This is a genomic window from Pseudomonas sp. GL_091 (assembly GCF_057837725.1).
The window spans coordinates 3,981,063-4,006,347 of record NZ_CM174451.1; the positions used below are offsets into that span (position 1 = coordinate 3,981,063).

The window sequence follows — 25,285 nt, forward strand, 5'->3', positions numbered from 1 at the left end:
CTTGTCCCGTGCACGACTGAAGGCGATGCAGAACAAGGACGTATCCACCATGAAATCCGTTTCCCTGAGCGAAGCCAGCCTGCCATCACAGATCTGGAACAGCGCCCCGCAACTGGACAGCATCCCGGTCATCAGCACCCAATCCCTGGTGCCCACCGGCGCACGCGCGGTGCTCATTGCCCCGCACCCCGGCGATGAAGTCGTGACCTGCGGCGGCCTGCTGCAATTGCTCAGCAACCTGGGCCACCCCCTGCAATTGATCTCGATCACCGACGGCAGCGCCAGCCATCCGGGCTCTCGGCAGTGGTCGGAAAAACGCCTCAGCGTATTTCGTCCCCAGGAAAGCGTGGAAGCCATCCGCCGACTCGATTTGCCGATGCACAGCCTGAAGTGGATTCGTGGCGGGTTTACGGACAATGCGCTGGTGGAGCACGAAGATCAGATCGCCCAATTCATCACGCGCTACCTGCGCCCCGGTGATGTGGTGTTCAGCACCTGGCGCGAGGACGGCAACGTCGACCACGACACCGTTGGCCGCGCCAGCGCCAGGGCGGCAGCCAACGTAGGGGCAACCTACAACGACGTACCGTTCTGGGCCTGGCACTGGCCGGCACGGGACCGGGAGCTGATTCCCTGGCACCGTGCCCGCAAGGTGCGCCTGGATACCTGGACCGTCGCCCGCAAGAGCCACGCCACCCACGCCTACGCCAGCCAACTCGACGGCGAACCGGCCATCGGCCTTGCGCCGTTGCTGCCCCGGACGCTGCTGGAGCGTATCCGTTTGCCTTATGAAATTGTCTTGGTTTGAAAGCGCAACCCACCAGACTGAACTGCCTGCTGTCGCATCAGTCGCATACATAAGCAGCCCTGAATCAGAGGAGTGCATGTGGCCAGTCATTCAAAACGGCAGGCAGCCGAATCAACGCCGTTGAATACCCCCCCGGCGATTCATCGGCTTCGCGTGCTGACGGTCAACACCCATAAGGGGTTTACCGCACTCAACCGGCGTTTCGTCCTCCCCGAGCTGCGTGAAGCGGTGCGCAGTACATCGGCAGACCTGGTGTTTCTGCAAGAAGTCGTCGGTGAGCACGACCGCCACTCCTCCCGCTACAACGATTGGCCACAAACCTCGCAATATGAATTCCTTGCCGACAGCATGTGGAGCGACTTCGCCTATGGGCGCAATGCCGTCTATCCCGACGGTCATCATGGCAATGCCCTGCTGTCGAAATACCCGATCCGCGAGTATCGAAACCTGGATGTTTCCATTACCGGCCCCGAACGCCGTGGCTTACTGCATTGCGTGCTGGACGTGCCGGGGCATAGCGAAGTGCATGCCATCTGCGTGCACCTCAGCCTGCTGGAAAGTCATCGTCAGCTGCAGTTGCAGTTGCTCTGCCAGCTCCTCGAGTCCCTGCCGGATGATGCGCCGGTGATCATTGCCGGCGACTTCAACGACTGGCAGATGCAGGGCAATGCCGCCCTGGCCCGCCGCGATTACTTGCACGAAGCCTTCGAACGCCACCATGGTCGTCCGGCCAAAACCTACCCCGCGCGATTTCCCTTGTTGCGCCTGGACCGCGTTTACCTGCGCAACGCCAGCAGCCATGAGCCGCAAATACTTGGGCACAAGCCGTGGACGCACCTTTCTGACCATTTGCCGTTGGCGGTTGAAGTGCATCTCTGAACCACGACCATCAGGCGTCTGGTGCTGTGAAAACACCCCCCACCTGTTATTTCTGACAGTAGCCACATTGAAGCAGTGCCTGCTACGTTGATGATGCCCTGCCGATGCCGGTAGGCGCAGTCGGTCCTGGCCATTCCTGGCGACCAAAGGAATGGACGTTGATCCCATCGCGGAGGCAAGCATGGAGTTTTCGACAGATCTGCCCAAATACCGCTTCGGCGCCTGCCTGTTCTCAATCTGGTTATGTGCGAATTGGCCCCTGGCAGCCTACGCCGCCTGCACACTCACACCCACCGCCGGCAACGACAACTTCGTCTGCGACAGCGCCACCAGTGGGCCGTTGACCGATTTGTCGGGCAATAACACCCTGACCTTCCCCGCCACTGGCACCGGCAAGATCAACGGTAACGTGACCTTCGGCGCCGGCGCCGACACAGTGAACATGGCGTCCGGCACCGTGGCCGGCTCTGTGAATCAGGGCGACGGGGCGGATAGTTTCACGATCAGCGCCGGGCAAGTCACCGGGGCGGTCAGCCAGGGCAATGGCATCGATAATTTCGTCATGTCTGGCGGGACCCTTCAGTCCCTGGCCCAAGGCGACGGCCACGATACCTTCCTGATGACCGGCGGCACCATCGTTGGTGCCTTCGAGGACGGCGACGTCGCCAGGATGACCGGCGGCACCATCGGTCGGGTCGACATGAAGCTCGATAACAATATTTTCGATTTGTCCGGCGGGCAGATCCTCGGCAACCTGGTGACCGGTCTGGGCACCGATACCATCATCGTTTCCGGGGGTCGTATCGGTGGCAACATCAGTGTCAGCAACGGCAACGACAGCATCACGGTCACCGACGGGGAAATCGGTGGCGAGATCCGCGCCGGCAACGGCGATGACACCCTGGTGTGGGACGGCGGCGGGATCATCCGCTCGCAAATACGGCTGGAGGCCGGCAACGACAGCGCCACCCTGCGCAACCTCAGCGAAAGCACCCTCGCCCTCACCCCGAGCATCAATGGCGGCGTCGGCAATGACCTGCTGACCTTCGATCACACTACCTCTTCCGGCGCCGCCCGCTACATCAACTGGGAAACCGTCAACCTGGTCAACGGCTCGCGGTTCGATCTGGATGGCAACTTGCAACTGGGTGACAGCACCAGCGGCACGGGTGTGTTCAATGTCGATGGCAGCAGCACACTGACGTCGGTGCAAGGCAGCATCGCGCCATTGACCGCAGATCGGCTCGTTACCCTGAACAACAGCGGGGTCATCGACCTCACCGGTGGCAACTCGCGCACCGATGACAGCCTGACGGTTGAAGGCAATTACGTGGGTAACGGCGGCCAGTTGCTGTTGCAAAGCGCCGTGGGCGATGACAGTTCTCCCAGCGACAAGCTGGTGGTCAACAACGGAACGCTGACCGGCAGCACCCTGATCAGCGTCACCAACGTTGGCGGCGCGGGTGCCCAGACCCGGCAAAACGGTATCCAGCTGGTTCAGGCCCAAGGCACGGCGGTCAGCGACAACACCGCGTTCGCCCTCAAAGCCCCGGTGTCGGTTGGCGCCTTCGATTACCGCCTGTTCAAAGGCGGTATCACACCGGGCAGCGAAAACAGTTGGTATTTGCGCTCCTCGGTGGTGGCGCCGCCAGTGGTTGCCGTCGCCAACCCTGATCCCGCCTTGCCGCCGACGCTGGTGCCCATCGTGGCAGTGCCGGTGGCCGCGCCGGTGGTTGTGGCCACCGCGGTTCAGGGAGCTGAAGCCGTCGTGACGGTCGAAGCCCCGGTGTTACCGGCCGCCGTACCCGGCGCAGCACCAATCCCCCTGTATCGCGAGGCGGTGCCTGCCTGGTCGGTGGTGCCGCCCGCAGCAGCACAGTTGAGCCTGACAGCATTGGGCACTTTTCATGACCGTCAGGGCGATCAGCGCCTGCTGACGCAAACCGGTGCCTTGAGCGCCGGTTGGGGGCGGGTCTACGGCAAGAACCTCGAGCAGACCTGGGCCGGCACCGTCACGCCAAGACTGGATGGCTCGCTCAATGGCTTTCAGGTCGGCAATGATCTGTTCAGCTCAGAGTTGGCGGGTGGGCAAACCCAGCGCAGCGGTTTCTTCATCGGCCACAGCCGCCTGCAAGGCGATGTCGACGGTTTCAATCAGGGCTTCGAAGGCAAACGCTCCGGCAACGTCGAGTTGAAAGGCGACAGCCTTGGCGTTTACTGGACCCTGACCGATCCCGCCGGCGCGTATCTCGATACCGTGGCCATGTACACCTGGCTCAACGGCGACAATCGCTCCGAAAGTGGACTGAAAATCGACAATGACGGCCACGTAACGACGTTATCGGCAGAAGTCGGATACCCGATCGCGGTGACCGGTAACTGGGTGGTCGAACCCCAGGTCCAGGCGATTTATCAGAAGGTCAAACTCGACAGTCAGGACGACGGCATCTCCCATATCTCGTTCGATTCCGACAGTGCCTGGACCGGCCGTGTCGGCGCACGCTTCAAGGGTCGCTACGAGGTCGGCGGCCGTCCGCTGGAACCCTATCTGCGGGCCAACATCTGGCACACTTTCACTGGTACCGATACGGTCACCTTTGACCATCTCGATCAGGTCGAAACCCAACAACGAACCTCGTCCGCCGACCTGGGTATCGGCATGGTGCTGAGCGTTGCGGCCTCGGTCAGCGTGTACGCCGGACTCGACTACACCAGCAATATCGACAGTAACCAACAACGGGGAACGTTCGGTAACGTGGGGGTCCGGGTGAAGTGGTAATGCTCGAAAGCCGCTCTAGCCCGAGGTTTTTTTTTGACGATCCTTCGAACAAACAAGCACTTATGGGCACGTCATAAATCAGTCACTTAAACCGTTACCACTTATCGGCCATCTTCTTGACTCGACCGTTTCGGTCTTCTTGACTTCAGATTACTACCCCCGGAATCACCACCAGGACCGGCCTCGGGCGCCCGTAAAAACGGGCAGCCCGTGACGCCCCCTAATCCATTCGGTCGCCCCTCATTCGGGGTAGGAGAGACGCCAGAGCGAGATACCGCCTGCGACTGCAAGGTAGACCGCCATGAAAGTTTCACTCACCCAACAGGAGATCAAAGTCGCTTTTTGCACGGTGTCGAGTTCACTGCTGCTGTGTTCTACCATGCAAGTACAAGCCGCCACTGATGAGCAAGAAACAGCCCCGTGGTATCGCCAGGACATTCCGACAATCAGTCTGCCCACCCTCGCAGCAACCTATCCTGGTCAATTCAGCGCTCATCCCGATCTACGCAGTTCGAACCTGACCACCGAAGACGCCGCGCCCACGACCTGGGACCAACTCTACGGCCAGCCCTCTCGCCAGGCACAAACCGATTACCTTTCCCAAGGGCTGGCCGTCCCCGGCACCAACGCACTCAAAGGCCCGGCGATATTGACCGTGCAAAACGCCAGCGGCCATACGCAAAGGATCGGCCTGGTCGGCGGCATGAGCCAGCTCCAGCTCAACCACAACGGCGCGCAGATCGCCCCGGCAATGTCCCACCCCAACAGCGACACGCTCAACCTCCAGGGGCAAAGCCTCGGTGCCTACTGGAGCCTGACCGGACCACAAGGCTGGTACGTCGACCTGACCGCCAGCGGTGGCCGGGTCAGCGGCTTCAGCCGCAACGGACAAGGGACCCGACAAGCCACTGAGGGCAGCGCGATGACGCTGTCGGTCGAGGGTGGCTTCCCCATCGGCCTGGGCGAGAACTGGGTGATTGAACCCCAGGCGCAATTGATCAATCAGCGCATCAGCCTGGACACCCCGTATGCCGGATCCGGCAACGCGTCTTCAACTGATCTGACCTCGTGGAGCGGCCGGGTTGGCGCGCGCTTGAAAGGCAATTACGACATCAACGGCTTGCCGGTCGAACCTTACGTACGGACCAACTTGTGGCACACGGTGTACACCGGCAACACCGTCACCCTCGATCAGGTCGACAAGATCAGCAGTAGCCGTAGTTCCTCGACCGTCGAACTGGGTCTGGGCCTGGTCGCAAGAGTCACTCCAACCGTGAGCCTGTACATCAGCGCCGACTACAGCAGCGACGTGGACGACAACGACCTGAACGGGTTGATTGGCAGCCTGGGTGTGCGGATGCGCTGGTGAGGGACAGATCTCAAAAGATGCAGTGATGGGGTGGACGTCTGCTGATGGCTCGGTGTTTCCTCTGTAGACGCTCCGCCGCAATCGCCGTGAATACCTGTTATTTCTGACAGTAGCGCATCGACCAACCTGTTGATACCGTGGAAACAGCACTGTGCATTGTGATGTGCAGTCGATAAAACCATGCCAACTGGTCGCATTGCCCGATGTTTTCCGATGCAGGAAATCAGCAGTCCCTGATCCGTATCGCTTTCGACATAGCCATGGTCTGCCCCGCAGGAGCGGGCACGGCACGTCCCATCAAGCGAGGATGGATCATGAGTAAGGCACTTTCGTCTCTCAAGTACCTGGGCACTGGCACCCTGTTGTTAATGGTCATGGCTGGCTGGCCACTCATTTGTCACGCCGACTGCACACTCGTACCCACTGCCGGCAATGACAACTTTACTTGCAGCAGCGGTACCAGCTCCGGGCTCTCGGACCCGAGCGGCAGTAACCGCCTGACATTTCCGCAAGGCGGTACCGGCACCATCAATGGCAATGTCACCTTTGGCGCTGGCAATGATCTTCTGCAAATGAGTTCAGGCAGCATCATTGGCGCTGTGGACATGGGTGACGGCGCAAACATCTTGCAGCTCTTCAATGGCGCCATCAGCGGTGCAGTCCGCCAAGGCGATGGCGACAACATCGTGCAGGTCAGCGCCGGTTCAGCCACCACCTTCATCCAGGGCGCTGGCAACGACAGTTTCACAATAAGCGGAGGCAACATCACCTCCCTGTCCCAAGGCGCTGGCCATGACACCTTTACGATGAGCACCGGTGCCATTACCGGTAGCGTTGAAGACAGTGAACAGGCCCTCATGAGCGGGGGTAGCATTGGCCGGGTCGCGATGAATCTGGACCTTAACTCATTCGAAATGCTTGGCGGGCGAATCGTCGGCGACCTCGACGCCGGGACCGACAACAACTCAGTCAACATCAAGGGCGGTACGGTTGGTGGAAACGTTATTGTCAGTGGCGGCGGTAACTCGATCACGGTCAGCGCAGGCGAGATCAATGGCCAGGTTCGTGGTGGCAGCGGCAATGACATTTTCACCTGGGATACCGGCGGGCTGATTCACTCGGCCATCCTGATGGGCGGGGGCGACGATCAAGCGTTGCTGCACAATCTCAGCGAAACCAGTCTGTCGTCGACACCGGGCATCGATGGGGGGCCTGGCAACGATAGCCTGACGTTCGATAACAGCCAATCCGCCAGCCCGGGACGCTACCCCCATTGGGAAACCGTGAATCTGGATAACGGCTCGCGCTTCAACCTGAATGGAGATTTCGTCCTGGGCGATAGCGTTTCCGCCACCGGTACGTTCAATGTTCACGGCGGTAGTGTGTTGTTGGTCGACCAGGGCAGCATCACACCGTTCAGCGCCGGACAGTTAGCGACCTTGAACAACAAGGGGCTGATCGACATGACCAGCGGAAACACCACTGCGACCAACCGACTTACGGTCCAGGGCAATTACTTTGGCGACAATGGGCAACTGCGCCTGCAGAGTGTTTTGGCCAGCGACGATGCTGCCAGCGACAAACTGGTGGTGGAGCGAGGTACGCTGCAAGGTTCCACCAAACTCGACATCGTTAACCTCGCCGGTCCTGGCGATCTGACACGGCAAAACGGCATCCTGGTGGTGCAAGCACTCAATGGCGCCACGGGCAGTGACCGGGCATTCACCTCCTCCGGGCCCGTTTCCGCCGGAGCCTATGATTACTATCTGTTCAAGGGTGGCGTCACCCCTGGCACAGCCCAGAACTGGTACTTGCGTTCCGCCGTCGTGGCGCCTCCACTGCCAGGACCGGAGGACCCTCCCGTGCCACTTCCCAACCCGGAAGATCCTCACGTGCCCTTGCCCAACCCGGAAGACCCTCACGTGCCACTGCCCAACCCGGAAGACCCTCACGTGCCCCTGCCCAACCCGGAAGACCCTCATGTGCCCCTACCAGGCGTCATCCTCGATCCGGGTGGCACAATTCTGCCGACTTTACCGGATTTGCCGGGAACCGAACCCGGCAAGCCGCCAATTCCACTCTTTCGTCCGGAAGTCCCGGTGTATTCCGCACTCTTGCCTGCGGTCAAGCAGATGACCCTGGCCGCCCTTGGCACCTTCCATGAGCGCCAGGGCGATCAGAACCAACAGCATCAGTCAGGCACAATGGCGGCCGGTTGGGGTCGGTTTTATGCCAGCAACAGCCGCCAGACCTTTGCTGGCACGGTCAACCCGCGTCTGGACGGTTCGATGACGGGTTATCAGGTCGGCAGCGACCTGTACGGCTGGACCACCGCCAATGAACAGACGCAAAAGGTCGGTTTCTTTGTCGGTCACAGCCGGATAGAAGGCGACATCGACGGCTTCAATCGCGGATTCGAGCACCGTGACGCCGGCAAGAGTACGCTGCGCGGCAATAGCGTGGGCCTGTACTGGACACTCATCGATCCCTACGGCTGGTATATCGACAGCGTGCTGATGTGGACGGGTCTGGACATCAACAGCGAGTCCATTCGCGCAGTCAAGCTCAACACCCGCGGCCACGCCATGACGTTGTCCGTCGAGGCCGGTTATCCACTGCAGGTTTTCCAGTCCTGGGTTCTTGAGCCGCAAGTGCAACTGATCAACCAGCACAGCGCCCTGGACGGCCAGAACGATGGCATCTCCGATGTCGACTTCGATGCCGACAACAGCGTGACCGCTCGACTCGGTGCCCGACTGCGCGGCACCTATCAGCTGGCCGGCATGCCCCTGCTGCCCTACGTGCGAACCAATGTGTGGCATACCTTGTCCGGTACCGACCGGGTGACCTTCAACAACTTCACGGCGATCGACACGCAGCAGAAGTCCACGAGCATGGACCTGAGCATGGGTATGACCGTGCAGGTTTCGAACGCTTTGAGCCTGTATGGCGAGGCTGGCTACGAGACCCAACTGGACAGCAATACACTGAACGGACGCAAGGCGACACTCGGAATAAGGCTGGACTTTTGATGCTGACCAGGGTCCTGGAACATCCACATCGGGGCACGCCGCCCCTTGCCGTCATGGATCCGCGAGGCCTGGCGGTCAGGGCGGTGCAATACCACCGACGGCAGGCAGTCGATCCGCTCGAAGCGCGGGTCACGCATCAACGCTTCGATGCCGCCGGCCGGCCAGTGGCTAGCCGCGATCCGTATCTGTTTGCTTTGGCACAGAGCGATACGTCGGTGCCGGCGAACCTCCGCCAGGTGTTCAGTTTGTCTGGCGCACAGTTGTCGAGTGACAGCGTGGATGCAGGTTGGCGGGTGGCGTTGCACGGTGCTGCCGGGCAACGCGTCGAGGCTTGGGACGGGCGTGGCAGCCATTCCCAGACTGAGTTCGATGAACTGCTGCGGTCGGTGGCCGTGCATGAACGTGGCGAAGATGTCGCCGAGCATGTGCTTGAGCGTTTTAGTTATGCGGGAGTCGGTGCCGATGCTGTCTCGCACAATCTGTGCGGTCAGTTGATTCGCCACGACGACCCGGCCGGGACGTTGCACCTGCGCGAACTCGGCATCAGTGGCGCGGTGCTGCAACAGACGCGGCATTTTTTGCGCGACACCCTCCCGCCCGACTGGCCGATAGCGTGGCCTTGCTTGAACCCGGCGAGGGTGCAACTACTTCCCACACCTACGCGCCCACCACGGAACTGCGACACCAAATCGATGCACTGGATAACCTTCAAAGCTTCGCCTACACCGTCGCTGCCGAGCGGAAAAACGCCCGCCTTACCCTGAGCGGTGATGATCAGCGTGAGAGGACGCTGGTCAGCGATCTCCACTACAACGCCGCCGGCCAGATCGTTTCGCAAACCGCCAGCAACGGTGTCGTCACCCGCCACTGCTACGATTCTGCGGATGGTCGCCTCACCCGGCTCAGCGCACACAAAACCAACGGCACGCCACTGCAGGACCTGAAATACCGCTACGACGCGGTCGGTAATGTGATGAGCATCGAAGACGCCGCCCAACCGATCCGCTATTTCAACAACCAGCGCATCGAGCCGATCAAGACCTATCGTTACGACACCCTCAATCAGTTGATCGAAGCCACGGGATGGGAGGCCAGGACCGGCCACGGTGGTCCGGCCCTGCCCGGCCTGCAGCCCCTGCCCCTCGACCCCAAACAGGTTGCCAATTACAGCCAGACGTATCACTACGACGCCGGCGGTAACCGGGTTCAGGTATTACGCGCCGTGGTTGCAGCGGTGGATTAATCCGGATCCGGCGTGGGGAATTGACGGCCTCAACTTCTATCGAATGGTCAGGAATAACCCCATTGCTCTTCATGATCCAAATGGCTTGACACCACACGGGGATCTGGCACGAACAATCATGGCCTCCAAAGGCTTTCAAGAAAAATACTATGAAAATCCTGAGATCGCCCTGAGCATCATGGCAGAAATAGCTAAGAAGGATAAACATCCCGCAGATGTGATTGAAAGAGCGATACGAAGGGTTCGAAAGGAAATGAGCCCGCCACTTGAAGACGCAACGGCACAGATGGGCAGTTTAGCAATCGCAATACCTAAAAAGAAATTCGCAAACCATCGCAAGAATATAAATACATGCTTGAATTCAAGGCGCTCTATGCAACAACCGAAGGTTCAAACAAAATTAACACTGCAATGAAAGCGGGAAGAGAAATATCAATTAAAGAAAAAGAAGTAATCCGCCAACTAGAATCCACTCACGGAGATCAGCTGTTTTCAGGCGCAGCCGGACGCGAAATGAAAAAGAATATCGAGGCCTCCGCAGCAGCCTTCGATACAGAACGCGCCATACAGGTAAGCTATAAACTCTACCAACTAAACAACTAAACAACTAAACAACTAAACAACTAAACAACTAAACAATGAATACTTACTATCGAGACCAGAGCATAACAGAGTCAGGCTTAGAGGCATACATAGCGGCCCAGCAAGACGGATCCGTAATTTACTCGAAGAGTTTTCTTTCGGTACTAAGAGAAAAAAATTCGCCGAAAAAATTATGGACAAAGAAAATTCGGCTATTTTCATCATGAAAGGATTTAGTGCCTCAAACGTAATCTCCAGCTATTCTGCGTCAGAGGTACAGGGCTATTTATTCACTCCTCATGCAGACTTTACGGTAACTGCAGTCGGCAGAAGAGAAACCAACAACAAACAGTTTGTTATTGAGCTCAAATAAGTCCGGGGCCACACTGGCAGCCGAACTGCCATGCCTCATTAAAATAACTGAAAAGGCGCTGATTATTATAATGAAACGGGAGTACCGGGCTTTACTGCCTTAGTGCGACCCGTTCGTCATATTCCAGCGCCCTTTTGGCCACGCGTCTGTTATTCCTCCGGTCTTAACATCAACACCGCCAACGGCGGCAAATTCAACACCAACGACAACGCCTGCCCATGGCTCGGTGTTTCCTCGGCCAGCACCCCGCCACTATTGCCGTAGTTGGAACCGGCATAGATCGACGAATCGCTGTTGAGCACCTCGCTCCACTGCCCGGCAAACGGCACCCCTACGCGATAAGCCTCGCGTGGCACCGGCGTAAAGTTGGCCACCACCAGTAGCGGCTTACCGTCCTTGCTCCAGCGCAACCACGCATAAACGCTGTTGATCGCGTCATCGCCGATCAGCCATTGGAAACCCTGCGGCACATCGTCCTGCTCATGCAGCGCCGGCTCTTCGCGGTACAAGCGGTTGAGGTCGGCCACCAGTTTCTGCACCCCCTTGTGCTCGGGGTATTGCAACAGGTACCAGTCCAGTTGCTGGTCATGGTTCCACTCGCGCCACTGGCCGAACTCGCAGCCCATGAACAGCAACTTCTTGCCCGGATGCGCCCACATGAAACTCAGGTAGGCCCGCAGGTTGGCGAATTTCTGCCAGCGGTCGCCGGGCATCTTGTCGATCAGCGAGTGTTTGCCGTGCACCACTTCGTCGTGGGAGATCGGCAGGATGAAGCGCTCGGACCACGCATACACCAGGCCGAAACTCAGCTCGTTGTGGTGATGGGCGCGGTACACCGGGTCCTGCTGGATGTAATGCAGCGAATCGTGCATCCAGCCCATGTTCCATTTGTAGGCAAAGCCCAGCCCGCCCTGTTGCGTGCCCTGGCTGACACCCGGCCACGCGGTGGATTCTTCGGCGATCACCAAGGCTCCGGGCGCTTCGAGGGCCACCACGTCATTGAGATGACGCAGGAAGTCGATGGCTTCCAGGTTTTCCCGCCCGCCATGGCGGTTCGGCACCCATTCGCCGGCCTTGCGCGAGTAGTCGCGGTACAGCATCGAGGCCACCGCATCGACCCGCAGGCCGTCGACATGGAAATGCTTGAGCCAGTGCAGCGCCGACGCCAGCATGTAGCCATGCACTTCAGTGCGACCCAGGTTGTAGATCAGCGTGTCCCAGTCCTGGTGGAACCCTTCCTGCGGGTTGCCGTACTCATACAGCGCCGTGCCGTCGAACTGGGCCAGGCCGTGGGTATCGGTGGGGAAATGCGCCGGCACCCAATCGAGAATCACCCCAAGCTCGGCCTGGTGGCAGGCGTTGATGAACGCAGCGAACTCGTCCGGCGTGCCATACCGCGCACTCGGCGCGAATTGCGACAGCAACTGATAACCCCACGAACCGCCGAACGGGTGCTCCATGATCGGCATCAGTTCGATGTGGGTGAAACCCAGGTCTTTGACATAGGGAATCAGCCGTTCGGTCAGTTCAGGCCAGGTGTACTGGCGGGCCACTTCACCCAGGTCGTCCAGCTCACATTGCCACGAGCCGGCGTGCAATTCGTAGATCGACAAGGGCGCCGTCACCCGGTGGCGGTCGCCTCGGGACAACATCCAGTCCTGGTCCTGCCAGTCGATGTTCAAGGGTGAGGCGACTTTCGAAGCGGTGTCCGGTGGCAGGCTGGTGGCCAGCGCCACGGGATCGGCCTTCAACGGCAGGATGCCATGGGCGCCGAGAATCTCGTATTTGTAGGTGTCCCCGGCTTGCAGGCGCGGGATGAACAATTCCCAGACTCCGGTGGGATGACGCAGGCGCATCGGGTGCCGGCGCCCGTCCCAGACGTTGAAGTCGCCGACCACCGACACCCGCCGGGCATTCGGTGCCCACACGGCGAAACGCACGCCGTCGACACCGTCCACGGTTTTCAGTTGCGCGCCCAGGCACCCGCTGAGGTCACGGTGATTGCCTTCGGCAAACAGGTACAAATCCATTTCGCCCAGCAAGGGGCCGAAGCTGTAGGGATCTTCTGCGGTTTGCTCGCCGCCGGCCCAATGGGTGCGCAGCAGATACGCTTGCGCATGCTGGAAATGCCCGACGAACAACCCCGGCGTCTGCGTGGCTTCAAGGTGACCGAGCTCTTCGCCGGACTCCCTGGCCAACACCTGCACACTCAGGGCGCCCGGCAGATACGCGCGGATGAATTGCCCACCGGCACCATCAGCGTGAGGGCCGAGAATGGCGAAAGGATCGATATGTTCGGCGCGCACCAATGCATCGATATCCCGCGCGCTGGGCAGCAGCGCTTCTTTGTGATGACCCTGTTCCTTGTTCGAGACACTCATGACTACTCTCCATCAAGATCGGAAAAGGGTTTAAGCCCACTCAATAATCCATATAAACCGTGCAACGGCACGGGCAACCAGGCGGGGCGATTTTCCGCCTCATAGGCCACTTCATACGCCGCCTTCTCCAGACCGAACAACGCCAGTGCTGCATCCTCGCCTTCGGGATCTTGCCATGCATGGGCAAGACTAGCTGCCGCCAGCCGATAAGCGTCGACAAATGCTTGCCGCGCCTCGCTCAAGTAGCGATCGGTGACCCGCAAGCGCGCGACATCGGCCGCCGCGGTGTTATCGACGTTCTGCACATTGATCGCCATCGCCGCCGCATAGTCGAAGGAACGCAGCACGCCGCTGACATCCTTGTACGGGCTGTGTTTGCCTCGTCGTTCATGCAAAGGCCGCGCCGGTTCGCCCTCGAAGTCGATCAGGTAGGCATCGCCCTTGATCACCAGCACCTGCCCAAGATGCAGGTCGCCGTGCACACGAATGCGCAAGCCGCCCGCGGTCTTTTTGCCCAGTGCCTGTACATGGCCGAGGATGGTTTTCCTGTTGTCCAGCAAACGGCTGACCAGGGTCTGGTCCGCCGGGTTCAGTTGATTTTTATGCTGCTTGAGCAAATTCAGCCCGTGCTCGATTTGCGCCGCGACATCCCTTGCCGAGGCCAGCGCCTCCTTCTGCGTGGTGACCTGGGGCAAGAAGTCCGGGTTGGCACTCGGCGCCGCCAGCACCTGATGCATTTCCCCCAGGCGCTGACCGAGCATAGCGGCGAAATCTTTCAGTTCGCCGAGCGCGTTGTAATGTTGTTCCTGCTCGGACACAGCGTCGGCCAGCTCATCGCGCAGCGCCCGTTCGAGGTTGTTCTGCGTCCATTCCCAGGCGTCGCCCTGATTGCTCAGATAGCCTTGAGCGATCATCAGCAAATTGTCTTCACCCGCCCCGTCCCGGCGCACCACGGCCCCCAGCAATGGCGAAATATTGCTGAACCCGACTTGCGTCAAGTACGCGCTCATTTCCAGTTCCGGATGCACGCCTGAGGCAATCTTGCGGATCAGCTTGAGCACCAGGCTGTTGCCGATCACCACCGAGCTGTTGGACTGTTCCGCAGACAGGTAGCGCACCGGCGACTCGGCATTGAGGCCGAGTTTTTCCAGCTCCGCGGTGGACTCGAAGCGAATGTCGCCGTCGCTGGATGCCAATACGGTGCCGGATTGAATGCCCTGCAAGACGGCATGCACAAAGGTGTCCAGGCTGAAGGCATCGGTGATCAGGCCGACCTGGCGTCCGCGCCGTACCCGCGACAACGCCAATTGCTGCGGCAACGGAGTACCGACCTGATCTTCCGAGATAAAGCCGAACGGCAACTGGTAGCGGCTGCTCTGGCCACCGCTGCTGACGTTGATTTCGCTGAACAGCACCGGATGCTGCGGATCGCCGAACCGCACGCCATAAGCCAGATCGACCTGTTCGATGGCGGCGTCCTTGCCCGCGAACCAGCGGCGGTTCTGTAACCAACTCGGCAGGATGCTTTGCTCCAGCGTGGTGCGTGACGGCGCTTCGAGCAGTTCCTCCATGCGTTTTTTCAGCACCAGCGTGGTGAAGTCCGGCAGGCTTTGTGCGGGCTCCACGTGCCAGCTCGGCATCTGGTTTTCCGCGGCGAGACCGAACCAGTAAAAGCCGTAGGGCGCCAACGTCAAAAGGAAATTCAGCTGGCCGATGGGCGGAAATGCGTTACCTCCAAGCATTTCCACCGGCACCATGCCGACGTAGGCCGACAAATCCAGCTCGGCGGCCTGGGCGCTGCGCGACACGTTGGCCACGCACAGAATGACTTCGTGCTTGCCGTCCACCCCGGTGTATTCACGGGTGTAGGCCAGAATCCGCCGGTTGCTCGGCGACAACATCTTCAACGTACCGCGCCCGAAGGCCTTGGATTGCTTGCGCACGGCGAGCATGCGCCGGGTCCAGTTCAACAGCGAATGGGGGTCGCCAGCCTGGGTTTCGACGTTGACCGACAGGTAGCCATATTGCGGGTCCATGATCGGCGGCAGCACCAGGCTCGCCGGGTCGGCCCGGGAGAAACCGCCGTTGCGGTCGATGGACCATTGCATCGGCGTACGCACACCGTCGCGGTCGCCGAGGTAGATGTTGTCGCCCATGCCGATCTCATCGCCGTAATACAGGGTCGGCGTGCCGGGCATGGACAGCAGCAGGCTGTTGAGCAGCTCGACCCGGCGGCGGTCGCGCTCCACCAATGGCGCCAGACGGCGGCGAATCCCCAGGTTGATCCGCGCCCGGCGGTCGGCGGCGTAGTAATTCCACAGGTAGTCGCGTTCCTTGTCGGTGACCATCTCCAGGGTCAGCTCATCATGGTTGCGCAGGAAGATTGCCCATTGGCAGTTGGCGGGGATATCCGGGGTCTGGCGCAGAATGTCGGTAATCGGGAAGCGATCTTCCTGGGCCAGCGCCATGTACATGCGCGGCATCAACGGGAAGTGAAAGGCCATGTGGCATTCGTCGCCGTTCAGGCCTTTTTTATCGGTATCGCCGAAGTACAGCTGTGTGTCCTCCGGCCATTGATTGGCCTCGGCCAGCAGCATGCGGTCGGGATAGTTGGCGTCGATTTCCGCGCGGATCCTTTTCAGGACGTCGTGGGTTTCCGGCAGGTTCTCGTTGTTGGTGCCGTCGCGTTCGATCAGGTAGGGGATCGCGTCCAGGCGCAAGCCGTCGATGCCCATGTCGAGCCAGTAACGCATCACCGACAGCACCGCCTTCATCACTTGCGGGTTATCGAAGTTCAGGTCCGGCTGGTGGGAGTAGAAACGGTGCCAGAAGTATTGGCCGGCGACCGGGTCCCAGGTCCAGTTGGACTTCTCGGTGTCGAGGAAAATGATGCGGGTGCCGTCGTATTTCTGATCGTCATCGGACCACACGTAGAAGTCCCGCGCCGCCGATCCGGGTTTGGCCTTGCGCGCCCGCTGGAACCACGGGTGCTGGTCGGAGGTGTGGTTGATGACCAGCTCGGTGATCACCCGCAGGCCGCGTTTGTGCGCCTCGGCAATGAACCGCCTGGCATCGGCCATGGTGCCGTAGTCGCTGTGTACGCCGCGATATTCGGCGATGTCATAACCGTCGTCGCGCCGTGGCGAGGGATAGAACGGCAACAGCCAGATGGTATTGACGCCCAGGTCGGCGATGTAATCGAGCTTGGCGATCAGGCCGGGAAAGTCGCCAATTCCGTCGTTGTTGGAGTCGAAATACGATTTGACGTGAACTTGATAGATCACCGCGTCCTTGTACCAGAGCGGGTCCTTGATGAACGTGGCTGCCTTGGGTTTCTTCGCCATGTGAAACTCCTGGTGAATTCAACTTTGGCCACAGAATGAGAATCCCCTTTGGAGCGGGGCTCTCCTGTGGCGAGGGGGCTTGCCCCCGTTCGGCTGCGAAGCAGTCGTCAATCCAGAGACTCGGTTTCGCTGAAAGAAAAAGCGGGGGCCGCTTCGCGACCCAACGGGGGCAAACCCCCTCGCCACAACAGCGGGCACCTCTATGTCTACGCGGTAATCCTCCAAATCCCGAACGGCTGATACGCCGGGTCGATCCGCATGAATTGCTGCTTGCCATGCCAGGTCCAGCGATGGCCATTCATCAGGTCTTCGCCCTGGGTGCTGGCGTAGTCCGGCAAGCCCATTTCCCACAACGGCAACTCGAAGTTCGCCTCCTGCACGTTGTGCGGGTCGAGGCTGACCGCCACCAAAATGAAATTGCTGCCGTCAAAGCTGCGTTTGCCGAAGTACAGGATGTTGTCGTTCCAGGCGTTGTAGACCTTCAGACCCAGATGGGTGTGCAACGCCAGGTTCTGCCGGCGGATGCGGTTGAGTTGGGCGATCTCGGCAATGATGTTGCCCGGCGCATTGAAATCCCGTGGACGGATCTCGTACTTCTCGGAATCGAGGTATTCCTCCTTGCCCGGTACCGGCGCCGACTCGCACAACTCGAAACCCGAGTACATGCCCCACAGGCCCGAGCCCATGGTCGCCAGTACGGCGCGGATGAGGAACCCGGGGCGCCCGGATTCATGGAGGAAGGCCGGGTTGATGTCCGGTGTATTGACGAAAAAATTCGGCCGGTAGCATTCGCGCCAGGGCGACTCGTTGAGTTCGGTGAAATAAGTCGCCAGTTCGGCCTTGGTATTGCGCCAGGTGAAATAGGTGTAGCTCTGGGAATAACCGACCTTGCCCAGGCGCGCCATCATTGCCGGGGTGGTAAAGGCTTCGGCGAGGAAGATCACCTCGGGGTACAGCGCCCGTACATCGGCGATCAGCCACTGCCAGAACGGCAACGGCTTGGTGTGCGGATTATCGACGCGGAAGATCTTCACGCCCTCCTCGACCCAGCCCACTACGATGTCACGCAGTTCCACCCACAGGCTCGGAATTGCCTCCGGGGTATAGAAGTCGACGTTGACGATGTCCTGGTATTTCTTCGGCGGGTTTTCCGCGTATTTGATCGTGCCGTCCGGCCGCCAGTTGAACCAGCCGGGGTGTTGCTTGAGCCATGGATGGTCCTGGGAGCACTGGATGGCAAAATCCAGGGCGATTTCCAGGCCATGGGCCGCGGCGGCCGCCACCAGTCGACGGAAGTCTTCACGGCTGCCCAATTGCGAGTGAATCGCCTCGTGCCCGCCCTCCTCGCTACCAATCGCATAGGGGCTGCCCGGATCATCGGGGCCCGCCGTCAGCGAGTTGTTCGGGCCTTTGCGGTAGCTGCGCCCGATCGGGTGGATCGGCGGGAAATACAGCACGTCGAAACCCATGTCCTGGATCATCGCCAGCCGCGAATGCACGTCATTGAAGGTGCCGTGGCGGGTCGGACTGTCGGTGATCGAACGCGGGAACAATTCATACCAACTGGCGAACTGCGCCAGTTCGCGCTCCACATCCACCGGGTACTCCGGGCTCAGGCTCAGATAGGCTCGATGATCGACGCGGGCCATGAGGTCGGCGCTACGCGGGTGCAAAAACAGTGCGATCTGCTCGGTTTCAAGCAATCCTGACAGTTCATGGTGCAAGGCCGCCAGTTGTTCGCTGAGTGGCCCTTCGCTGCGTTCGGCGGCTTGCTGGACATGAATCCGCCCTTCCTGCAGTTCCAGGCTGACGGGCACCGCCGCCGCATGCTTCTTTTCCAGCTCATGGCAAAAACTGGCGAACTGATCAATCCAGGCTTCGATACAGAACAGATAAGGGCCCTGGCTGTCGACACGGAACTGCCCTTGCCAACCGTTGTTGCCCAGGTCGTTCATGGCAGCGCTTTGCCAGACGTCCTCGTCTTCGGCCCGCCAACGCACGCGAACCGCCAGCTTGTCATGGCCGTCGGCGAAGACCTTGGCCGTCACCACCACGTCCTGCCCCACCACGGCCTTGACGGCGAACTGCCCGCCTTCAAGGGTCGGCATGATGTTTTCAATGACGATACGCGGCAGCAACAACGCCTGCGACAGCGGCATGTGCGGGTTGTAGCTCAACTCAGTCGGTTTTTCAGCCGTCATCGAGCCTCTCTCCTTACGCCCCATGGACGCGCTTGTGTCTGGTCGCCATCCCGCCGGGCTATCCGCCCCGGGACGCACTCACTTAGGTTCCGAGCGACAGCCGCCGGGAAAGTTTCATCGGCAATTTCCGGAATCAAGTCCTTCGCGCCGCGGTCAACCAACCAGTCCACCTACTTAAGCACGACTCACGCCATGTGCCACTGGAGGCTTGAACAATGAACAATCCATTCCCGGCACGACCCCGCCGCCAAGGGAAGAACCGCCAACGACAATGCTTCCGGTGATTGTGAATCCGCAATGAAGACAGTTGATCGTTCCGGCGTCGAAAGCAGGGACGATTATAAAAAATGAATGACTCTTCCCAAGAACGCGTAGTACCGATCCTAAAGCAGCAATCCTGCCCGTCCGACACTTTACGAAACTTACACCCTCCGCCTTATATAGCCATCACTCCGTCAGCCTTGAGCGTGGCCAGCCATGAAAACGAATTTTCCCAGCGTCAGCGAATTCACAAACCGAGCTAGCGCAGAGCACCACGCGCTCAACCGTGAACGACCAATCGACGGCTGGCCTTCCTTTGAAAATATTCAACTACGAATTTCTTTGCTTCGAAGCCGAGCGTACCCCCTCAGAACCATCAACCAGAAGCTCAATCATCAGGGATCTGGAGAATCATCTGTTGCAGAGTGATATTGACTACAGCCAGCACGAGCTCTCACAAGCGCAGAGCTGCGAGCAGGAATCAGGTTGTGAAACAACCTCCGCAGACAGGGTGAATCCCTGGCAGGCAGGCGAGGTGGATGGTCGCCGGGACTTGAAAGCCACCAACAGTGATTCGGTGATTTGACTGACGTTGATCAACACCTGCCGCCGCTGTTTTGCATAGGCGTTTGCAGCTTTGTGCGGCGGCTGCTTCAAGTTGTCGCAGGCGGTGCAAGCACGGCCATCTGATCCGCTTTTTAATGCAATACCTGAGTCTGTTATGCAAACAGATCGCCGCTCATAGTGCTCATGCCTGATGGAGGCTGATGAGCGAAAGACCATGAGCGAGAGAATCCCCGTCCGAACCGTAGAAACATTCGAGCCTTCGCGTCTGAAGACGAAGGCCAAATCCAGCGACAGCCTGATCCACACCCGCAGCTTCACCGGGCTGTTCCGCAACCTGCGCATCAGCGGCGCGGGTTTTCTGTTTTTGCTGTTTTTCGGCACCGCGTGGTTGAACTGGGGTGGCCGCCAGGCGGTGCTCTGGGATCTTTCCGAAAGCAAATTCCATATCTTCGGCGCAACTTTCTGGCCGCAGGATTTCATCCTGCTCTCGGCGCTGTTGATCATTGCCGCGTTCGGCTTGTTTGCGATCACCGTGTTCGCGGGTCGGGTCTGGTGCGGCTACACCTGCCCGCAAAGTTCGTGGACCTGGATCTTCATGTGGTGCGAGAAGATCACCGAGGGCGAACGCAACCAGCGGATCAAGTTGCAAGCCGCGCCGTGGGGCCTGAACAAGCTGATGCGTCGCTCGGCCAAGCACACCTTGTGGCTGGCCATCAGCCTGCTGACCGGCCTGACGTTCGTCGGCTACTTCACGCCAATCCGGCCGTTGGCCGAAGAGCTGCTGTCCTTGCAAATGAGCGGCGTCAGCCTGTTCTGGGTGCTGTTTTTTACCGGCGCCACGTACATTAATGCCGGTTGGCTGCGTGAAGCGGTGTGCATGCACATGTGCCCCTACGCGCGGTTCCAGAGCGTGATGTTCGATAAAGACACCCTGACCATTTCCTACGACGTGGCCCGAGGCGAAAACCGTGGCCCGCGCAAACGCGAGGTCAAGCCCGCCGAAGTGGGTTTGGGCGATTGCATCGATTGCCAGCTCTGCGTACAAGTCTGCCCGACCGGCATCGATATCCGCGATGGCTTGCAGATGGAGTGCATTGGTTGCGCCGCGTGCATCGACGCCTGCGACTCGATCATGGACAAAATGGGCTACGCCCGGGGATTGATCAGCTATACCTCCGAGCATCAGTTGCAGGGTGGCAAGACCCACCTGTTGCGTCCACGCCTGATCGGCTACACCGCCGTGCTGCTGGTGATGATCGCAGCCCTGGTGGTGGCGCTGGTGGAACGGCCGATGGTGTCGCTCGACGTCAGCAAGGACCGGGGCCTGTTTCGCGAGAACAGCCAGGGACAGATCGAAAACATCTACAGTCTGAAGGTGATCAACAAAACCCAGCAGCGTCAGGACTATCAATTGAGCCTGGTGGATGCCGATGGTTTCCAGTTGCAGGGCAGGACCGAATTCAGCCTGGCGCCGGGCGAGATTGTCGATGTGCCGGTGTCGGTGGCGATGCTCACGGAGCGTCCGGCCAGCAGTTCACAGAGCATCGGCTTCAAGGTGGTCGACAGCGATGAGCCTGGCGTCTATAGCGTGGCGAAGAGCCGGTTTGTTGCGCCGATGAATCGCTGAGCCTTTACACTGCGGTGCTGCCATTCGCGAGCAGGCTCGCTCCCACAAAAAACAGCGCAATACCTGTGGGAGCGACGGTGCGACGATTCGACCTGCTCGCGATGAAGTCACCTCGATCTTCTGAATGACCTCTATCGGGCTACTGATGAAACGCTACGAAAAATTCGCCGACGACATCGCAGAACTGATCCGCTCCGGCGTCCTCGGCCCGGGCCAGCGGGTGCCGTCGGTGCGCTACGCCAGCCAGACCTACGGCGTCAGCCCGTCGACGGTGTTCCAGGCCTATTACCTGCTGGAGCGACGTGGACTGATCCGCGCCCGTCCGCGTTCCGGCTATTTCGTCAACGCCCATGCACCACGGCCGTTTTCCGAGCCGGTCATCAGTAGCCAGGTCAATGAGTCCACGGAAGTCGATGTCAGCGAACTGGTGTTCTCGGTGCTCGACTCGATCAAGGACCCGAACACCGTGCCCTTCGGCTCGGCGTTTCCCAGCCCGACGCTGTTTCCCCTGCAACGCTTGTCCCGCTCCCTGGCCAGCGCCAGCCGCGAGATGGACCCGCGCATGGTGGTCACCGACATGTCGCCGGGCAACCCGCAGCTGCGCCGGCAAATTGCCCTGCGCTACATGGTCGGCGGGCTGATGCTGCCCATGGAGGAACTGCTGATCACCAACGGCGCACTGGAAGCCCTCAACCTGTGCCTGCAAGCGGTGACGGAGCCTGGCGACCTGGTGGCCATCGAAGCCCCGGCATTCTACGCCTGCCTGCAAGTGCTCGAACGCCTGAAGCTCAAAGCCGTGGAAATCCCCGTGCACCCGCGCGACGGCATCGACCTCGGCGTGCTCGCACAGACGCTGGAGCGGCACCCGATCAAGGCCTGCTGGTGCATGACCAGTTTTCAGAACCCTATGGGCGCAACTATGCCCGAGGCAAAAAAGCAAGAACTGGTGGAGCTATTGCGTCGCCACCAGGTGCCGCTGATCGAAGACGATGTCTACGCCGAACTGTATTACGGTCAACAAGCACCGAAACCTGGCAAGGCATTCGATACCGAAGGCCTGGTGATGCATTGCGGCTCGTTCGCCAAGAGCCTGGCCCCCGGCTACCGCATCGGCTGGGTCGCCGCCGGGCGTTACGCGCAGAAAATCGAACGGCTGAAACTCATGACCTCACTCTGTGCCTCGATGCCGGCCCAAGCGGCTATCGCCGATTATCTGCAACACGGGGGCTACGACCGGCACCTGCGTAAATTGCGCCACGCGCTGGAAGACCAGCAAAGCGCCATGCTCGCCGCCATCGCCCGCTACTTTCCGACGCAGACACGGGTCAGCCAACCGGCGGGCGGGTACTTTTTGTGGCTGGAATTGCCGGAGCAGATGGATTCGTTGAAGTTGTTTCAGATGGCGTTGGCGCAAGGCATCAGCATTGCACCGGGGCCGATCTTTTCACCGACGCAGCGGTTCAGGAATTGTATTCGGTTGAATTACGGCAGCCCGTGGGACGAGGCTTCGGAGCAGGCGATGGAGACGTTGGGGCGGATTGTGCGGTCGTTCTGATGGTTGGATGTTGCCTACTCTATGGCCTTCGCGAGCAGGCTCGCTCCCACAAGGGTTTATCGGTGTACACAATATCTGTGAACACTGGAGATCCACTAATGAAATGGCTACCCCCGCTGCCCCCTGTGATCGCCCACTAAGCTTTCGCAGGGGGCTCATCGGAGATCGTTGCCATGAACAAAGTAGCTATTGCCGCCATCGACTTGGGAAAACACACCTTTCATCTACATGCACAGGATGATCGTGGTCACGAGCTGTACCGAAAAAAATTCAATCGGGTAACGCTCATGCAGCACCTGGCAAATCTCGAGCCCTGCACCATCGTGATGGAAGCCTGTGGCGGCGCCCACTTCATGGCACAGGAGGCCATCAGGCTGGGACATGCGCCCAGGCTCATCGCACCTCATCTCGTACGCCCTTACGTGAAAAGCAACAAAAATGACTTCGCTGATGCCGAGGCGATCTGCGAAGCAGCGACTCGTCCGACGATGCGTTTTGTGCCGGTAAAAACTCAGGCCCAGCAAGTGCTAGCCATGCTGAACTCCACCCGAGACTCGTTCATCAAGGATCGCACCGCAACCGTCAATCGGATTCACGCCGCGCTTCTGGAGGTTGGCGTGAGCCTGGCCCCGGGCTTCAAGTCGATCAACGCTCTACCGGAGCTGCTTGAGGCGAGTTCAATTTCTGAGCCCTACAAAAAAAATCTGATGAGACTGTATCGACATCTCAAGCATGTGGAGGAGGAGATCAAGTCGCTGGATAAGGACGTGGAATGCCAGGCCGCTGAAGATGATCTGGCGACTCGTTTGATGACTCTGCCGTGTGTCGGCCCGATCACCTCCACCGTCCTGGCTGCCGAGCTGGGCGATGGCAAGCAGTTCAAATGCGGCCGAGGCTATGCAGCTTCCATCGGACTGGTCCCCAAGCAGCATTCCACGGGCGGGAGGTCTGTCCTGCTGGGCATCAGTAAGCGCGGTGATCGCAACCAGCGACGCCTGCTCGTCCAGTGCGCTCGTGTTTACTTGATACAACTGGAGCGACAGAAAGGCGCTTTGGCGGACTGGGTCCGCCGGTTATTGGCGTCGGGACATCACTCCAATCTAGTGGTTTGTGCGCTGGCCAACAAACTGGCAAGAATCGCCTGGGCGATAGCGGCACACCACACTGAATTCGATGCGGGGCCAGCCGCGATGAACGCCTGACCCCGCTGTCACCCAAGCACCACCCACCTGGTTTTGCGATGCTGGATAACTGATGACGTGAACGGCCAACCGGCCTGACGACAACCCTGGGCTCTCACACGGCTGAAAGGCCGTTCCACTAATTAGGGTCGTTGGGCATCGATTCTCATCGAGGCGCGGGGCGACAACCCCAACTCAGACGCCGGATAGATGAAAGCAAGCCAAACACGACATCAACAACAGTATTGCAGAAAAGGGGGTAACCATAGATGTGGGAGCGAGCCTGCTCGCGATGAGGCCATATTCAACAACACAAAACTGAAGCGTTAACGCCCACCACCAAGATCAACAAAAGTCCCCGTCGCATAAGAAGCCTTGTCCGACAACAACCAGACAATCGCCTCCGCCACTTCATCCGGACGCCCACCCCGCGCCATCGGAATCGCCGACTCCAGTTTGCTGACCCGGTCCGGGTCACCGCTCAAGGCATGGAAATCGGTATAGATGAAGCCGGGGCGCACGGCGTTGACCCGAATCCCCTCACCCGCCACTTCCTTGGACAAGCCTATGGTGAAGGTGTCCAGCGCGCCTTTGGAGGCCGCGTAGTCGACGTATTCATTGGGCGATCCCAAACGCGAGGCGACAGACGATACGTTGACGATGCTGCCGCCCTGCCCGCCGTGCTTGGGCGACATGCGCAGGATTGCGTGCTTGGCGCAGAGGATCGGCGCCAGGACGTTGGTTTTCATGATTTTGAGAATGCGAAACTCGGACATCTCGTCGACCCGGGACTTTTGCCCGACGGTGCCGGCGTTGTTCACCAGCGCGGTGACCCGTCCCAGTTCACTGTCCACCCGATTGAACAGCGCGATCACTTCGTCTTCGATGCTGACGTCGGCCCGTACTGCAATGGCTTGCGCGCCGAGGGCGCGGACTTGCTCCAGCACGCCGAGTGCAGCCTGTTCGTCCGCCTGGTAGTTGATGCAGATCCGATAGCCCTGCGCGGCGGCCAACAGAGCGGTGGCGGCACCAATGCCGCGGCTACCGCCGGTGATGACGATGACTTTGTCCATGCGAGCTTTCCCCCAATCAAAGCTTAAGCG

General features: G+C 59.7%; 18 protein-coding genes. 13 read left to right on the top strand and 5 right to left on the bottom strand.

Features of this window, described 5'->3' with window-relative positions:
• Positions 1–49: 49 nt before the first annotated feature.
• From AC3ITY_RS18145 to AC3ITY_RS18165, 5 genes are all read left to right on the top strand, one after another.
• Complete coding sequence (locus AC3ITY_RS18145; RefSeq protein ID WP_489310923.1) at positions 50–808, top strand: PIG-L deacetylase family protein; 759 nt, start codon at positions 50–52, stop codon at positions 806–808.
• Positions 809–886: 78 nt separating this feature from the next.
• A complete protein-coding gene (locus tag AC3ITY_RS18150; RefSeq protein WP_489304213.1) occupies positions 887–1,687 on the top strand; it encodes an endonuclease/exonuclease/phosphatase family protein in 801 nt (266 codons plus the stop codon).
• Positions 1,688–1,868: 181 nt separating this feature from the next.
• Complete coding sequence (locus AC3ITY_RS18155) at positions 1,869–4,466, top strand: autotransporter family protein (RefSeq protein ID WP_489304215.1); 2,598 nt, start codon at positions 1,869–1,871, stop codon at positions 4,464–4,466.
• Between the two features lie 301 nt (positions 4,467–4,767).
• Complete coding sequence (locus AC3ITY_RS18160) at positions 4,768–5,835, top strand: autotransporter domain-containing protein (RefSeq protein ID WP_489304217.1); 1,068 nt, start codon at positions 4,768–4,770, stop codon at positions 5,833–5,835.
• Between the two features lie 314 nt (positions 5,836–6,149).
• Complete coding sequence (locus AC3ITY_RS18165) at positions 6,150–8,867, top strand: autotransporter family protein (protein WP_489304219.1); 2,718 nt, start codon at positions 6,150–6,152, stop codon at positions 8,865–8,867.
• Here AC3ITY_RS18165 and AC3ITY_RS18170 read toward each other — a convergent pair.
• Entirely contained in the window at positions 8,795–9,442 is a 648-nt protein-coding gene (locus AC3ITY_RS18170; protein WP_489304221.1) for a hypothetical protein, read from the bottom strand. The two genes, AC3ITY_RS18165 and AC3ITY_RS18170, sit on opposite strands and share 73 nt — an antisense overlap.
• A 38-nt stretch (positions 9,443–9,480) precedes the next feature.
• On the opposite strand from AC3ITY_RS18170, the gene AC3ITY_RS18175 reads away from it, so the two are divergent.
• The 4 genes from AC3ITY_RS18175 (at position 9,481) to AC3ITY_RS18190 (ending at position 11,065) form a co-directional block, all read left to right on the top strand.
• Positions 9,481–10,110: a hypothetical protein gene (locus AC3ITY_RS18175; protein WP_489304223.1), complete on the top strand. Its 630-nt coding sequence runs from the start codon at positions 9,481–9,483 to the stop codon at positions 10,108–10,110.
• Positions 10,094–10,525 carry an RHS repeat-associated core domain-containing protein gene (locus tag AC3ITY_RS18180; protein WP_489304225.1) on the top strand — a complete coding sequence of 144 codons (432 nt, stop codon included), beginning with the start codon at positions 10,094–10,096 and terminating at the stop codon, positions 10,523–10,525. The genes AC3ITY_RS18175 and AC3ITY_RS18180 overlap by 17 nt, the downstream gene beginning before the upstream one ends.
• Positions 10,462–10,713 (top strand): hypothetical protein, encoded by a 252-nt coding sequence (locus AC3ITY_RS18185; RefSeq protein ID WP_489304227.1) that lies wholly within the window; start codon positions 10,462–10,464, stop codon positions 10,711–10,713. The genes AC3ITY_RS18180 and AC3ITY_RS18185 overlap by 64 nt, the downstream gene beginning before the upstream one ends.
• A gap of 172 nt (positions 10,714–10,885) precedes the next feature.
• Positions 10,886–11,065 (top strand): hypothetical protein, encoded by a 180-nt coding sequence (locus tag AC3ITY_RS18190; protein ID WP_489304229.1) that lies wholly within the window; start codon positions 10,886–10,888, stop codon positions 11,063–11,065.
• 149 nt (positions 11,066–11,214) lie between these two features.
• Here the strand turns inward: AC3ITY_RS18190 and glgB are convergent, their stop codons facing one another.
• From glgB to AC3ITY_RS18205, 3 genes are all read right to left on the bottom strand, one after another.
• The gene (glgB, locus tag AC3ITY_RS18195; RefSeq protein WP_489304231.1) at positions 11,215–13,446 is read right to left on the bottom strand and encodes a 1,4-alpha-glucan branching protein GlgB; all 2,232 of its coding nucleotides are present in this window, start codon (positions 13,444–13,446) and stop codon (positions 11,215–11,217) included.
• Positions 13,447–13,448: 2 nt separating this feature from the next.
• Positions 13,449–16,790: a maltose alpha-D-glucosyltransferase gene (gene treS, locus AC3ITY_RS18200; protein ID WP_489304233.1), complete on the bottom strand. Its 3,342-nt coding sequence runs from the start codon at positions 16,788–16,790 to the stop codon at positions 13,449–13,451.
• A gap of 206 nt (positions 16,791–16,996) precedes the next feature.
• Positions 16,997–18,991 carry an alpha-1,4-glucan--maltose-1-phosphate maltosyltransferase gene (locus tag AC3ITY_RS18205; RefSeq protein ID WP_489304235.1) on the bottom strand — a complete coding sequence of 665 codons (1,995 nt, stop codon included), beginning with the start codon at positions 18,989–18,991 and terminating at the stop codon, positions 16,997–16,999.
• A gap of 547 nt (positions 18,992–19,538) precedes the next feature.
• On the opposite strand from AC3ITY_RS18205, the gene AC3ITY_RS18210 reads away from it, so the two are divergent.
• From AC3ITY_RS18210 to AC3ITY_RS18225, 4 genes are all read left to right on the top strand, one after another.
• Positions 19,539–19,838 (top strand): hypothetical protein, encoded by a 300-nt coding sequence (locus AC3ITY_RS18210; protein ID WP_489304237.1) that lies wholly within the window; start codon positions 19,539–19,541, stop codon positions 19,836–19,838.
• A 195-nt stretch (positions 19,839–20,033) separates the two neighbouring features.
• Positions 20,034–21,446 carry a cytochrome c oxidase accessory protein CcoG gene (ccoG, locus tag AC3ITY_RS18215; RefSeq protein WP_489304239.1) on the top strand — a complete coding sequence of 471 codons (1,413 nt, stop codon included), beginning with the start codon at positions 20,034–20,036 and terminating at the stop codon, positions 21,444–21,446.
• Positions 21,447–21,591: 145 nt separating this feature from the next.
• Positions 21,592–23,001 carry a GntR family transcriptional regulator MpaR gene (gene mapR, locus AC3ITY_RS18220; protein ID WP_489304241.1) on the top strand — a complete coding sequence of 470 codons (1,410 nt, stop codon included), beginning with the start codon at positions 21,592–21,594 and terminating at the stop codon, positions 22,999–23,001.
• Between the two features lie 173 nt (positions 23,002–23,174).
• A complete protein-coding gene (locus AC3ITY_RS18225; protein ID WP_223460745.1) occupies positions 23,175–24,203 on the top strand; it encodes an IS110 family RNA-guided transposase in 1,029 nt (342 codons plus the stop codon).
• 305 nt (positions 24,204–24,508) lie between these two features.
• Here the strand turns inward: AC3ITY_RS18225 and AC3ITY_RS18230 are convergent, their stop codons facing one another.
• Positions 24,509–25,255, bottom strand: a complete 747-nt coding sequence (locus AC3ITY_RS18230; RefSeq protein ID WP_489304244.1) for an SDR family oxidoreductase — start codon at positions 25,253–25,255, stop codon at positions 24,509–24,511.
• Positions 25,256–25,285 lie beyond the last annotated feature (30 nt).